Raw genomic sequence first — 14,157 nt, forward strand, 5'->3', positions numbered from 1 at the left:
ATGAACATCGGGATGTTTTCATTGCCCCTTCCAGAATCCACATCTATAGTTGTGAAGCGTGGTACAATTAGATCGAATCGGAACTGCTATTGTTAAGAAAAATATTGTCTGTAGCATGCAGAAACTTAAGTAGCCGCTGGGGCAGAACATGTTGGCGGGCATTCTTCGATATTGCTTCGACATTGCCAAGAAAAACCAGGCACTTCGCCCATTCGTTGCGATCTACAGGCTTTTGCGCCGATTATTTCATAGAATCTTGGACAAATATCCGTCGCTCGCGATCATCGCGATTGTCGCAATAATTATTTTCATGACACTCAACCCTGAGTATGCACCGGACTTGGTTAAGCCTAGCCATGGATGCGAACTCATCCAAATTGGAAACGGGGAACTCTATACAGTCAAAGGCGACACTTTGCATTTTTCAGGGGATCGGCCTTGCCAGAGTCGACAACCTGTAGCCTTCGACTGGTTCAATCGCTTCCCTACAAAGATGATCGGCCTAGGCTCGCAGCCCGATGCCGTATCCGCAGGAATTTTTTTCAATGAATTGGCCACTGAAGCAACCGGGGCAAACGAATGGCACGAATATACGCTGTTCCACCAAGCAAATGACTTTACCTGGACAATGGCTCCAGGTGCTTCGATGGTGCGCGAAACCTTTCTCAAAGGAGGCTGCGGCTACGATACGTCAAATCCGCCGCCTTCGAAAGAATTGGAGGCGCGAGATGGCCTATTGCTTACGGCTGAGCAGTTGCGATCGAGTGTGAAGTTGCCGGAAAACGTGTGGGAAAAATGCAATACTGGCTCTCCCGAAGACGAGACTTGGGACTATTGCCACTACACGGGATTAGAATTTTTCATTCCGACAGTCAGTCCGCATAATGTTTGCGCCCAACACTCTTGGCGTGACGCTTGGATTCCCGGCGGGACGCGCAAGATTCTGCTGGGTAAACCGGAGGCCTATGAAAAGCTCTCGCGTTTGTCTCAAGATCGATGGGACGTCGGCAAGATCAAAGAAGTCTCCGCAGATGATTGGGCCCAAATGACAGCCGACCTTCCTAAAGTTTGCATGCGGTGGAAGGATAAAGGCAAACCGAACTGGGAAGAATTCGCGTCGCTTGCTGCAATCTGGTGCGACTATTAGGCGTTGCCTCTTAATGAGCCACCGCTTCCGGTTCATGGTGATATTCTTGGATATGAACCGATCAGTTGCCGTGGTGGGCTTCTCTTTAGAGGCTGCCTCAAAAAGAGGTGGGTGATTTCAACAGGTTATGATTCCTTCGGATTTGCGAGATTCGATGGAGAACACGATGGCCTGGACCAAAATCACCCGTCGGCAATATGGAGAGCGTTGGGACTTTGGCCACGCATCAACCATCGTCTCGTGATGGAAACGCGCGAGTTGGAGGGCAAGGAGGCAAGCCCGACGGCCGGTGTGATCGATAGCCAGAGCGTCAAAACCACCGAAAGCGGCGGCATCCGGGGCTTATGACGCGGGCAAGAGTGCGCCTCGAAGGCGCGTGTCACCAATGGAGGAAGGTTCCATCCAGAGAGTTGTCGATTGATCTGGTAGCTGACGAGCGGATCGGTCGGGTAACCGGCCGGTTCGAAGCCTCGTGACAAAGGCCGCCTTGGGCGGTTGAGCAATCCAGTGGGCCGTAACGCGAGTGAAGTCCGAGCAGGCCTCGAAAGAGTCGATGCAGATGCCGACCCGTCTCTTACCCGGGGAAGGCCGTGCGAACAGGGAAGCAATCGTCACAAGCACCTGTTCGGTCTGCCGGGGTATTGGGCACGGCACGCGGGAAGGGTGATGCGGGTAATCGAGGGAGACCCGTGCGGTCGGAGGTCGCGGCTTCGACATCGCTGATGGCGATGGACCGGACGGGAGTCGGACAGGGTCGTAAGACTGTCGATGCCGGGCAATGCCGGCGGAGGAAAGGACCCTGACTTCTGGCATGCTTTCGAAGATGGTGAGGAAAGGGTGATTGGCGATGAGCCTCGAAACACCTGAAAAGATCAGGAACCTACAGAGAAAGCTCTATTGTAAGGCGAAGGCGGAGCCCGCTTTCCGCTTCTATTTGCTCTACGACAAGATTTGCCGTGAAGACATTCTGCGCCATGCCTATGCGCTGGCCCGCGCCAATGCGGGAGCGCCTGGCGTCGACGGAGTGACCTTTACGCAGATCGAGGCGTCGGGCGTGGATGCGTGGTTGGCGGGCCTGCGCGAAGAACTCGTTTCGAAGACGTACCGACCCGATCCGGTGCGGCGGGTGATGATACCGAAGCCTGGGGGAGGCGAGCGTGCGCTCGGCATTCCCTCTATCCGCTGTCGCGTCATCCAGACCGCTGCCAAGCTCGTACTGGAACCAATCTTCGAGGCGGACTTCGAGGACGGTGCTTATGGTTATCGGCCGCGTCGCAGCGCGGTCGATGCAGTCAAGGAAACGCACCGGCTGATGTGCCGGGGCTACACCGACGTTGTCGACGCTGATTTGTCGAAATATTTTGACACGATCCCGCATTCGGACCTCCTCAAATCGGTGGCCCGACGCATCGTCGATCGGAGCGTGCTGCGGCTGATCAGGCTGTGGCTGCGAGCACCGGTCGAGGAGCGGGATGGCGACGGGAAACGGCGCATGACTGGCGGCAAGAGCAGCACACACGGCACGCCCCAAGGGGGTGTCGTCAGTCCGCTGCTCTCGGTCATCTACATGAACCGGTTCCTGAAGCACTGGCGTCTCAGCGGTCTGGGTGAAGAGTTCCGCGCGCACGTCATCTCTTATGCCGATGACTTCGTCATTCTCAGCCGCGATCATGCGGCCGAGGCGCTGGCGTGGACAAGGACGGTGATGACGAAACTCGGGCTGTCGCTCAACGAGGCGAAAACCTCGGTGAAGGATGCCCGGCGCGAACACTTCGACTTCCTTGGCTACTCGCTTGGACCACGTCATCTGCCCAACGGCGGCCGGTGGTACCTGGGAGCGAGCCCGTCCAGGAAGAGCGTGCAGCGGATCAAGACCAAGGTCAGCGCGCTGCTGACGCCGGGCAACAAGGGCACATGGCCTGAAGTTCGCAAGCGATTGAACCGCCTCCTGGGCGGTTGGGCCGCATACTTCTCCTATGGCGCTCTCGCATCGGCCTATGAAGGCGTCGATCGACACGTCTATGACCGCGTCACGAACTTCCTGTGCAGACGGCACAAAGTGCAAGGACGCAGCACGCGTCGATTCCCACGTGAACATGTTTACGGGGAATTGGGCGTGCTGTGTCTTCGACGCGAGCGCGGCAAGCAGTCGCCGTGGGCCTTACGATGAAGCCAGTCGGAAAGCCGGATGCGGGAAATCCGCACGTCCGGTTTGATGAGCGGGGAAAGGAAACGGAGCGAGCCTCGCAAGGGCCAGCCACCGCGCCTTTCCTCGACTCTACAGACCAAAGGCCGCAAGCGCCATATCATCGTCGATACGCTCGGCCTGATGGTCGGTCTCATGGTGCACAGCGCCGACATCCAGGATCGCGACGGTGCTCCCGATCTCCTGAAATCCATCCGCCACAGGTGGCCATGGTTGCTGCATGTCTTCGCCGATGGTGGCTATGCGGGCGATAAGTTGAAGCGGCGACTGAAAAAGATCGGGCGCTGGACGATCGAGATCATCAAGCGCTCGGACAAGGCGAAAGGCTTCGAGGTTCTGCCGCGTCGATGGGTGGTCGAACGGACCTTCGCCTGGCTTGGCAGATGCCGCAGATTGGCCAAAGACGTCGAACGCTCGATCGCATCAGCCGAAGCGTGGATCATGATCGCCCACATTCGTCTCATCACCAGACGGCTAGCAAGGTATGGATATCGTTGAACGCTTTTCGAATCCGACTCTTAGTCGCCCGTGAAGAACCGTTTTCGGTGTGGCGGCGCATGATTGTCGGCGTCGAGAGTTTGCCTGACGAGCAGGCACAAAAGTAGCCTGAACCACCTGAGCAGAAGCGAGAAATTGTAGCCGGCGGCAGCCAGAACGGCATTGAGGGCATCGCCCTGCTGTCCGGCAAGATAGTTGCGGTCCATTCTGCGCTCGTTCTTGAGGTGCCCGATGACGGGCTCGACGGCTGACCGCCTTCGCATCAGACGTTTGATGGCCGGCGTCACGTGGCGCTTCTGGCCACTGGTGAAGACCCGCAGCTTGTGGCTCTGGGGCGCATTGTGGCCGCGGTATCCGGCGTCGGCCAGAATGCCAGGATCAGTCCGAGAAATGGCCGCCTTCAAATCGGAACGCCCGCCGGAATGAAATCGGAATGACTGGCCGGCTTCAAATCGGAATCGATGGCCGGCTTCATCGGAATACGCAGCCCATGAGTCGATTTTAGTGAGACGCCGTATTAGTTGCTGGTCTTTTGGGTCGTCGCCTCGGTGCCTTTGTTGTTCGCTCGAGTACCTAATTTAATGCCGCTGACATCAGTGAGGCGCCTTGAGAATGACGGCAATCAACCCCACGCTTCCCTTCACCTTGCCAAAGATATCGATGCCCTGAGCCAGCCTATACCGCCCGCATCAAGGCCTCACAATGAGCTCGTCAGGTACTCTTCGGTGAGCTCATTTGACGGCGCGTAGATCAACCTTAGATCCCCGCAACTGAAAATCGACGGGGCGTGGACGCCGCATACCAGCGATCTACTATTCGTCGGCATCGCTCCCATCCGCCCCACCAAAAATATCAAGCAGAAGCTCTGGGTTGGACCCCTCGCCCCGTAGTTCCTCAAGAACGTGTTCCAGGATGCGCCCGTACTTTGCCAGTGCCCTTAAACGATCCTGGTGCTTGAGATCACCTATCGTCCTCTCGACTGCTCGAACCAATTTATCCGCCTTAGGGTCCTGCCCCTCAACCAACGCGAATGGCTCGACCACCCTCCAACGGAGAAGGCCAACAAGCAGCATCGGAGCGTATTGGAATCTGGTGTACGTCGAGCCCAGATTTTCTTCGAACTCCCGGAGAATCCGTTTGGTCAACCGCTCGACATCTTTGCGAGTAAGCAGCCGAGGCGCGGTTTCAGAGCGCGAAAGTAGGAACGCCATGGCGGCGGTTTCTTTCTGCCACTTCCATTGATCTATGGGCTTGCCCAAGACCTTGTGGATTGCCTGCAGCTCAAAATGCTGGTTGCTGGCGACCCGCCCCAACCCCTGGTAAGCGAGCTTCCAGTGGGCACCTTGAGTGAAAATTGGGTGTCCCCGGGCTTCTTTGTCCCAAGCCTCCAGCAACCAGCCCGAGACGTCTGGCGGGCATCGGCGGAATTGCCATGTCAGAAACCGCAGTGATTGGGTTCCAACAGCTTGGCCCCTCAGCCCGCGACGGACTTCATCTAACGCTCGTTCTACAAGTCGATCCAAGCGCGATAGCGCGACAGCATCTACTCCATTCGGGACATCACCGTCACTTGATATCGCGTATTTGCCGCCAGGTCGAGCCGAGAGCCGATTTGCGAGTGCCGTCCAATCGACGGCAGTCCGGTCAACGTTCTTTTCAAGCAACGTGAAAAGCCCGTCTCCGCGAGGGCTATCGTTCCAACTATCGATTCCGCAGGCGAGCACAAGCCGTCCCGGTATTGTCGGTGCTGGTCTCTGGAACCCTTCGATCAACGCGTCCCAATTTTGTTCGAGTTCGGTCGCGGCATCCCAGTCGACCTGGAATTGGTGACCAAACTTCTGAGAGTGAACGAGGATTTTTGCTCGACCGGACGCCGGGCTCTGTTCCACCCAAAGTTCGACGGGAACTGTCTGGTCGACTTTCACACCGATGTTGACTTCTGCCTTGCGCGGAAGCTCGGAAGTTTCCTTTCTAAGGAAAATAGAAAAACGATCCTGCCCCGCTTGAATGGCCAATCTTGCCGGTTTCGGGCTCCGGTACATCTCACCTGCCGGAAGCGTCTCATCGTAATCAACGAGGTCGAAGTTTTCGACCGCGTCACGCCGCTGCACAATCGTTGAAATCTGCGGCAGGAAATCGAAATAGATGGGATCGCGCTTGCTTAGGCGCCGCGCGGCATGAAGCGCACCATCTGCGATCGAGTTGTCAGCAAGTAACACAACATCTCCACCGATGCTTTGTATCACTGCTGAATGGAATGCTTTTCTGATCGCACCTTTGGACAGAGTTTCCAACAAGACCACATCGCACCCAGCGACATCATCTCGCACATCCTGCAATCGAGGTATCTGCTCGTGATCGATCGTGTCGGGCGGCCTTAATACCTGCCAGTCTCCGTTTCCTTGGCGTAACACCTCGGGCTCTGCCTGGAATCCGAGCGCAAGGCGTCCATTCGAACGTGCCCATTCCAAATGATCGGTTCGGTCGACCGACGAAACTCTAGAAATTGCAGACTTTGCCAACTCCGCCAATCCCCGGTATCCCCAACCCGAACGGATCAGTTTTCCTGTCGAGCGACGCTCCGGCGCTAAGACAGTCTCTCCATGGCTACGCTCGCGACGAATGCGCAGCCTTTGAACCGTGACACCGTCTCCGGTGTGCGAAACCACACCTACGGCCTGGCCTTCTTCAACTGTTCCCCTTTCGATAGCGAACAATGTCGCCAACACGGATCGCCAAACCAGAAGCGGCGTCGAGACCTTTGCCTTGCGCAGAGCCGCCAACAGTCGTTCCTGCAGTAGCTCGCCGGTTTCAGCATGATCATCAAGGCTGGCGATGCCAAAGCTGGCACCGGATGACATCCCTTTCAGCGCTGCAGTCAGGTGGGGGACGGATGGATCGTCGTTCAGCAGATCAGTCACCCTCAACCGCTTCTCGGCAGCTCCGACCACACCCCAACCAGCACCCAGGCCGTGCGGAGAAATTGATGCCTGCGCACCACCCACAAGGCCCCCGTCGGCCTTCGCTCCAGTTTCAACCACGACACCGAAAATGCCGCCTTCGATGAGAGAGCTAATAACCTCCTGCTCCTCGCCGTCCGGCAAAATGGTCCAGTTCCTCGCAGCGCTATCGCGCCATCCATTCAGATCGTACCCGCACAGTTTCCTCATGGCGTCGTCGCGTATATTTCGCTACGTGCGAACGCACGGATAGCGTCCAACCCTTGCCGCAGCCCCTCGCCAGAGGCCTCCAAGGCAATTCCATCAACGCGCGTGCTAGCCTTACGGGATAGGCAAGTCTCGAACTGACCGTGAGATGGGGTCAGTATCAGCCCGTTACGCAGAACTTCAGTTTGGCCGAATGGCTGAATCTCGACCAATCGCTCATTTGCCCGTACGACAGCGTCGTTGAGATCTATGCGAGCCATCGTGTGCGGGGTCCAAACTGCTACGCGGCGCGGCATCCCGCCTCGGTCGATGTCGGAGATGCGGAGAGACACGTGGGCCCGCGTCAAGGCCAGCATACGGCCTGGTGCTTCAGGGCGGGATTGTACCTCGACTATACGACCTGTGTTCTTCAACCAGAACACGGCAATCGGTCGATCCTGCTCGAACCATCGTCCGAGCGATGCCTCTGAACGCCAGACGATGGGCGATTGCGCAATTAGCTCGGCTTCTTCGAGTTCGCTGAGAGCGAGCACGACAGAAAGCACAGAAAAATCCGTCCAGGTCTCCGCTTGCCATGCCCAGAGGTCATCGAGGACCCTGTCTTCCTCCAGCAGGCGGCGCCAGGCTTCATAGATGGAGTTGTAGCTCGGGTCCTGCATCAGAACGTAGTTCGGAACAATCCCGGCATCGGCTACGCTCACTTCAAGATCTGCCAACATCTGCGCGAAGGTTTTGCAGAACCGGCCGAAATGATTGACTTGCGCGTAGCGGCGGCTATGCCGTGCTCGTGGATGCTCCTGCATCCATTCGCGAGCAACCTGGAAAGCAAGTGTCGTATACGCGTGGAGAACCCTGTTTTCAGGGGTATCAAAGTTCTCTCGCCTGACTGTTGCGAGAATACGCTGGCTTGTACCGGCTCGCTCCGCAATCGTCCGCCCCGGTTGACGGACGAGCCAGCGCATCGACGCCCGATCCATTTCCTGAACTCGGTCCAAGAATGTAAGCTCTCTCGTCCGACGAAGCACGCGCCTGATCCTCGGCTCCAGCGCTTTCAGGCGCGGAAGGACATCTTGAGCCTGCCTTACGATCTCCGCCATTCGCGGATCGTGTTCATTCTCTGCGCGCTCCCACGCATCGCGCAATCGGGACCATACATGCAAAGGGTCTTCAAGGGCCTCGCCAAGCTCCTGGACCCGCGCCAAAACCTCGTTCATCCGCCGAAGAAGCTCTCTCGCCCGCACGTCTTCCGGGGTCTCATGCTCCTTTACACCACGAGGGCGAACCGGAAACCCAATTCGCTCCGGTCGCTGAGCATTCGCCGTTTTCGGGTATGGATGGAGAATAAGTTCCACCGGTCCATCTTGAAGCCGGGCCGACATAAGACGCGAGTGTCCGCCGTTCTTGGGTGCCTCGCCACGGACCTCGCTGACCAAACAATCACCAGGACTGAACTTCGCATTGGCAACTCCTCTGCGATCCCAAGGTCTGCCGAGATGGAGCATTACCGCGAAACCCCGTTCCATACGAACTGACCGGAGCCCTCTTTCGCAGCACGGATCGACTCATCGATCGCCTTCGCAAGGTGATCGTCCCGCAGGGCATCACCAACGAAACTTATGAGTTCGGAGAAAGCATGATCGTTACCGTCTTCAACTTCGATACCGCGAAGCTTTGGTAACAAGCGCATTTCAACCTGATCTGCGAGCGGGACACGCAAGTCCTTCGCCTGGTCGAACGAGGTGTAGTTCGCGACATACCCCATGATCGCGCGGCCGAGACGGTGACCGAAAGGTCTCTTGAAGCCCTTCATGAGGCTGACCATTCTATCCACGCTGTCGATAACGGTCTGCTCACTCTCCACAGTCGAAACAGGATTCACCCATGACCGCCATCTTGCCGCCGACAGCGCCTCGGGCTCGGCGATATTTGCTTTCTGCGCAGTCGTCCTGATGGTTCTTGGTGCCGAGAAGCGAAGGACATTCGCCCGGTCCACAACCTTATCAGAGAGCGACTGCGTGCTCTCGTCTTCGTTCATCGTTCCGGCAAACAGAAGGTTGTATCCTGGGAAGATGCGGGGAGCGTCCATACCTCGCGGCATCGGTATCTCAAGCTCGATCTCAGCGTCTTTGCGCAGGGATTTATCCGACACACGGTTCATCGGCGGGCGGCTTTCCAAGCGGCTGAGGAAGTCCGAAAAATAATACTCAACACGCGCAAGGTTCATTTCGTCGAGCAGGATCATTATCATCTGATCCTGAAACTCGCTCTTCTGGTTGTTCAGAATGTCCAGGTGATAGAGCGCCCGCGCCATATCGGTCGGACGGTAGCGCTTTTCGATATAGTTGTAGAAACCCATCAAATCCTGGGGGCTATCCCAGCGAGGTTGAACCGGCACCTGCAGGAACCCGATCCCTATGCCTGCCGCGTACTGTCGCGGCAGCTGGCTCTTGCCAGTCCCGGAGATACCGGCAAGCACGGCCATCTGGGTCGTGTCGTTTGTTTTCATTGCTGTATGGAAGGCATAAACAATGCGACGGTCGTAATGGAGGCCGCTTTGTTCAAGGCGCTGAAGCACCCGTTGGACTGCCTCAGCCTCATTTTCAGCGGCGCGATCTTTCCAGCTCCGCATTTGTGCCAGCACCGGCGGAAGCGTGGTCAACTCCTTGAGACGTTCAACGATTGCCTCCTCGCGGCCCGGCGCATCCCTACCGCTCGCCTCAGCAACGTCTTCCTCCATCTTAGCGACCTGTGCCATTAGCGACGAACGGCGATCTTCCAACGATGAGATGTCGCTTTCGATGGAACGAGCACGCTCCTCGGCGGCTGCGAGTTTCGCCGACGTCTGCGTGAATTCAGCATGAACGGCGGCGGTCGCCTGACGCTCGACAGCGAGGTCTTCTTGAACCTGAGAGAGTTGGGAGTTTGCCGCCTGGAGGAGGCCTTCGACACGTGCGCTTTCTCTACCAAGTTCCTGCGACAGCGCTTCTAAGCGTTGCACTCGCTCCTGCGCTTCGCTCAACTCAATCGCTTGGGACCGCATTTCTGCAATCTTCTTTTCAAGCGCTGCCTGTTCACGCTTCATCTCATCGTTGAGAGCGAACAGCCGCTCGGCGGCAGTGAGGCGGTCATGGACAGCGTCGAGATCTGCCCGGGCGGAAGCCAGCTCAGCGTCAACTGCGTGTTTTTCAATGATCTCCGCTTCGATCACCTCGCGCAGCGCACGGATTTCCTCGCGGCGCTCATCCTTCTGAAGCCATTCAGCATTCAAGTCATCGAGCTGTCTCTTGGTCGCATCGTAGTCAGCCTGGACGTCGGCAATATTGGCTAGGGCCTTGCGGCGCTCTCCTAGTTCATTTTCGATATCGCTAAGGGCCATCCGCTTGTCGGCAATGGCTGTCTCCAGAGACTCCAGGGAGCGCGTCGGCCCGGAGGCGGTAACGGCTCTGTCATGGAGCACCGCGAGGCTTATCTGCACGACGATCAGAGCTACGACAGCCATTGCTGCGAAAAGCAGTATCAAGATGTTTCCTGTTAGCATGTCGACGCTCTCTAATTATGGCCTCTCAGGCTGTGGCTGGGTAGTCGTCGGGGCGTCAATAGCTGGCGGCGCGGGTGCCACATCCGTCTGCTTTGGCGTCTTCGCGTCTGAAAGAGATGCAATTTCCTGAACAAGCACCCCTTTCCTGCCGTTAAGCTCGGCCAGCTCCGCTTTCACAGTATTTAGGTCGCTCTGACGCAAGCTCAGCTCTTTGGCCAGTTCTGCTTGTCGGTTTGATAGGTCTGCGACAGCCTTTTCCAGAGCAGCTTTTTCAGCTGCTGCGCGATCAGCATCGGCTTTGTCCGCCGAAGTTCGAGACTTCAGTGCCTGAAGACTGCTTAACTCTTCTTTGAGCGTGTTACGTTGCGTTGTGGCAGCTGCGACATCTGCCTGGAGATCATTTAATTGTGCCTTCGCGACCGGAAGAGATTTTTCCGCCTCTGCAAGCGCGTCCTGGGCAATTTTTAGCCTGCCTTCAGCCGCTGCAGCATCTGATCGTGCGCGGTCCGCTGCTGTGGTCACGCTCGTGAGATCGCCGTTCAATGCAGCCTTCCGCATTTCGAGAGCGCCGACTTGGTTGGCCAAGTCCGTACGGTTGCTGTCCTGGCGGGCCAAGTCGGCATCCGTTTTAGCTGCAGTGACCTTCGCCTTGGACGCCTGATCCTGGAGCTTTGCGATCGTTGCGTCTAAATCCTGCGAGGCACGTTGTTTGTCGCCGATATCTTTCGTGATTTTCGTCATTTGCGCCGTCAACGAGGCCTGACGGGCGGTAAGATCGGCGACCTGACGTGTTTTGTCGTCAAGGTCCTGAAGCTGGGCGTTTAATTTGGAGATTTCAGCCTCCTTATCGCGCCGGACCTTTTCGCTGACTGCAATCGCGTCGTCGGCAGCACTTTTTCGATCTTCTGCTTGTGCAACGTCGGCATTTGACTGATCGATCTTTGCCTGATTGACAGCAATCCGCTTTTCAAGGTCAGCGTTCTGAGAGCGTAAGGTCGCAAGCGTCTTCTCGGCCTTAGCTGCTTCCGCAATAGTATCGGCGGCCGCTTTCGATTGCTCTTGGCCCGCCTGAAGCTTCTCAACGCCCTCGGCGAGCGATGCCGTCTGTTGGTTTATCTCTGCGTCGAGGCGATCTCGCTGTGCGGTCAGATCAGCGATGGTTTTCCGAATACCATCGGCTTCTACACTTCGTTGAGAGATTTCCGAAAGGACACTATCGCGTCGGCCCAGCGCCTCTGTCCGCTCATTGTTATAGCGCTGAATGTCGGAACGCACGGCACCGTAGTCGCGCTCAAGAGCGTCGACCTGAATCAACGCGACAGAGATCGCGGCCGCTGAGAGCAAGCCAAGCGTCAAAGCGATATAGGTAAACCGCCGCGATCTAGGAAAGCTGTTTTGCGACGCGTTCAATGCACCCCTCCAAATCCTGAGCTAGTTCGTCCACCCAAAAGCGCTGGATTTTCCAGCCAAGCGATTTCAACTGATGGTCTCTCCAATAGTCGCCAAGCTTTCTTTTGCCGTCGGTGTCGGCATGCCAATGTCGACCATCGACTTCCAGGTCGAGCTTGACATCGCCGCTGCCAAACAGTGCAAAATCCAGGCGACGACCGGCGACTTCGAATTGAGCAACGGGGTTCAAGCCGCGCTTCCTAAGCGCCGCGTCCACAATTCGCTCCCAATTGCTGTCAAACGTGCCCTCGCCGATGCGGCCCTTTGGTTCGGTTGCCGTAGCGGCTAGCCGTTGAAGACTCCGCACCTTGCCAGATCGCGCATACGACAAATCGCCAAAGACATGGGCGACGGCCCGGGCGCGGCTAATGGCAACGTTCAGGCGGCGCCAGTCTTTCTGCACGAACGTGACCGCGCTGATCGCACTCGAATGGCCGAGCGTGGGTGAGAAAAGGATAAGGTCTCTTTCTTGACCTTGGAAACGGTCAACCGTGCCGACACGCAGTTCAGCCTTGACACGAAGCTTTTCATTGACTTCTGCGTGGATCGCTTGCTCCAACGCGTATACCTGCGGCCGGAAAGGAGCGATGACCCCGATCGACCCGCTATATCCTTGATCCACGAGGAGCATGCGGACATGCTGCACTATCGCGGCGATCTCAGAATTATTGATGTTGCCGATCATTGGTGATGTTGGCGCCGGTACATCGGTCCACGCAATACCTGGCTTCATGCCCCTTGGTGATTTGAGCTTGTCCTGGTCACCTGCAACCCGCAATTGACCACCATAAAAGTGTTCGTTGATGTAGCCAACGATATCGGCAGCGGATCGATATTGATCGCGAAGCATAACCTTCGCCGCCCCGGGCGTGAGGTCCGCCAAGTCGAATAGCGATCTCCGGCTCTGCGCGAACCGACCCATCTTTGATACCGGCAGGTTCTGGGCCTGCATCAGGTTTCGATCATGCGCAATGCCCAACTGGCTGATGAAGGAAAGCTGGCGATTGTCACCGACAACGACAGCACGTTTTGCCCTAGCGAAGATCGGCAGTGCTGACGCGATATCGCACTGGCTTGCTTCATCAAAGATCGCGAGATCGAATAAGCTGTCTGACAGCGGCACTCGCCGTGCCGCGCCAAGGACTGAAACCAACCACAGGGGCCGGTGACTTACAACTTCACCGGCCAATTCAGATGGCAGCGGCCCGGTGTTTTGAGCAAGCTCTAGGTTGGCAAGCTCCTCGCCTAGCCTCCGTCGGTCGATCTCAGTCAGGTTGACCTTTGACGCCAGAACTTTGGGAAGAAGCTCCCGAGCGACCTCTCCTATCTCCTGCGTAATCGCGACTGGATCACCCTTTACTTCGATCGTAGCTAATTCAGAGCGGAGCTGTTTTAGACGCTGCCTGAGGGTGGCGAGCGTTGTCTCTCCACCGGAACGTTGGCTGCCTACCAACAACTTCGATTTAAGACCGAAAGCTCCCAGTATTGTGTTGATCAACCGAATGACGAGGTTTTTTTCGGGCTCTACCAATGTCTGGACTCCGCGTTCAGCGCTGCTCGCCTCCTGCGCCTCGAGCCTCTCCAAAAGCTCCGCAATCAACCCGTGGATACGCGAAAGCTCGTCGATCTGGTCGAGCAGCCGATTTCGATTTTGCGCGAGCGTCGAGAGTTTCGACAGTAGAACCAAGTCTGGCTCAGCCGCACCTCTTGTGGGCTCGCTGACAAGTTCGCCAAGCACCTGATCGAACGATTGATCGATGTCGCGTGTAGGATCAAGCGTCCTCACTAGGAACGGAGACTGCGGAGCGATGCCACCAAGCCTGGTCTCGACAGCATCGAGGGCTTGGTGGTTCTTCGATGCAACAAGTACGCTTCCACCATCGGCAATCACGGAAGCAGCGATGGACACGATGGCCTGGCTTTTGCCGGTCCCCGGCGGACCGGTTACCACCGTAAGCGGTGCGAGGAGAGACCGCCTCACCGCATCAATCTGCTCCTTATTCAAGTCGCCCGTGTTGATGACGGGAGCAAGCCTAGTTGCAACGGGTGCATCCAAGCCGAGGATCGGCGCCAGCGCAGTCGTGGCCAATTTTTCCTTCGGCCACGCTGCAATTGTATCGAGGTCACGCACAGCTCCGGCAGTGAAGGTAGT

The 14,157-nt window shown here is 57.0% G+C and carries 7 protein-coding genes and 3 pseudogenes; 4 read left to right on the forward strand and 6 right to left on the reverse strand.

Features of this window, described 5'->3' with window-relative positions; translation table 11 throughout:
* Positions 1-148: 148 nt before the first annotated feature.
* The 4 genes and pseudogenes from RTCIAT899_RS21635 to RTCIAT899_RS21650 all read left to right on the forward strand — a co-directional run.
* The gene (locus RTCIAT899_RS21635) at positions 149-1,147 is read left to right on the forward strand and encodes a hypothetical protein (protein ID WP_004118206.1); all 999 of its coding nucleotides are present in this window, start codon (positions 149-151) and stop codon (positions 1,145-1,147) included.
* A 154-nt stretch (positions 1,148-1,301) separates the two neighbouring features.
* A pseudogene (locus RTCIAT899_RS21640) lies at positions 1,302-1,523 on the forward strand (hypothetical protein); the annotation flags it as partial.
* A 471-nt stretch (positions 1,524-1,994) separates the two neighbouring features.
* Positions 1,995-3,317 carry a group II intron reverse transcriptase/maturase gene (gene ltrA, locus RTCIAT899_RS21645; RefSeq protein ID WP_028755411.1) on the forward strand — a complete coding sequence of 441 codons (1,323 nt, stop codon included), beginning with the start codon at positions 1,995-1,997 and terminating at the stop codon, positions 3,315-3,317.
* Between the two features lie 21 nt (positions 3,318-3,338).
* Positions 3,339-3,851 (forward strand): annotated as a pseudogene (locus RTCIAT899_RS21650) (IS5 family transposase); the annotation flags it as partial.
* 20 nt (positions 3,852-3,871) lie between these two features.
* Here the strand turns inward: RTCIAT899_RS21650 and RTCIAT899_RS32440 are convergent.
* The 6 genes and pseudogenes from RTCIAT899_RS32440 to RTCIAT899_RS21680 form a co-directional block, all read right to left on the reverse strand.
* Positions 3,872-4,222: pseudogene (locus RTCIAT899_RS32440) on the reverse strand (transposase); the annotation flags it as partial.
* A gap of 441 nt (positions 4,223-4,663) precedes the next feature.
* Positions 4,664-6,955, reverse strand: a complete 2,292-nt coding sequence (locus tag RTCIAT899_RS21660; protein ID WP_244441503.1) for a hypothetical protein — start codon at positions 6,953-6,955, stop codon at positions 4,664-4,666.
* 62 nt (positions 6,956-7,017) lie between these two features.
* Positions 7,018-8,232 (reverse strand): DUF2357 domain-containing protein, encoded by a 1,215-nt coding sequence (locus RTCIAT899_RS21665; protein WP_240535433.1) that lies wholly within the window; start codon positions 8,230-8,232, stop codon positions 7,018-7,020.
* A 287-nt stretch (positions 8,233-8,519) separates the two neighbouring features.
* Positions 8,520-10,538, reverse strand: a complete 2,019-nt coding sequence (locus RTCIAT899_RS21670; protein WP_004118326.1) for an McrB family protein — start codon at positions 10,536-10,538, stop codon at positions 8,520-8,522.
* Positions 10,539-10,571: 33 nt separating this feature from the next.
* Positions 10,572-11,966 (reverse strand): coiled-coil domain-containing protein, encoded by a 1,395-nt coding sequence (locus RTCIAT899_RS21675; protein WP_004118324.1) that lies wholly within the window; start codon positions 11,964-11,966, stop codon positions 10,572-10,574.
* Positions 11,938-14,136, reverse strand: a complete 2,199-nt coding sequence (locus RTCIAT899_RS21680) for an AAA domain-containing protein (RefSeq protein ID WP_244441504.1) — start codon at positions 14,134-14,136, stop codon at positions 11,938-11,940. Before RTCIAT899_RS21680 ends, RTCIAT899_RS21675 begins: the two co-directional genes overlap by 29 nt.
* Positions 14,137-14,157: the final 21 nt, after the last annotated feature.

The sequence above is a fragment of the Rhizobium tropici CIAT 899 genome, from assembly GCF_000330885.1.
Lineage (GTDB): Bacteria > Pseudomonadota > Alphaproteobacteria > Rhizobiales > Rhizobiaceae > Rhizobium > Rhizobium tropici.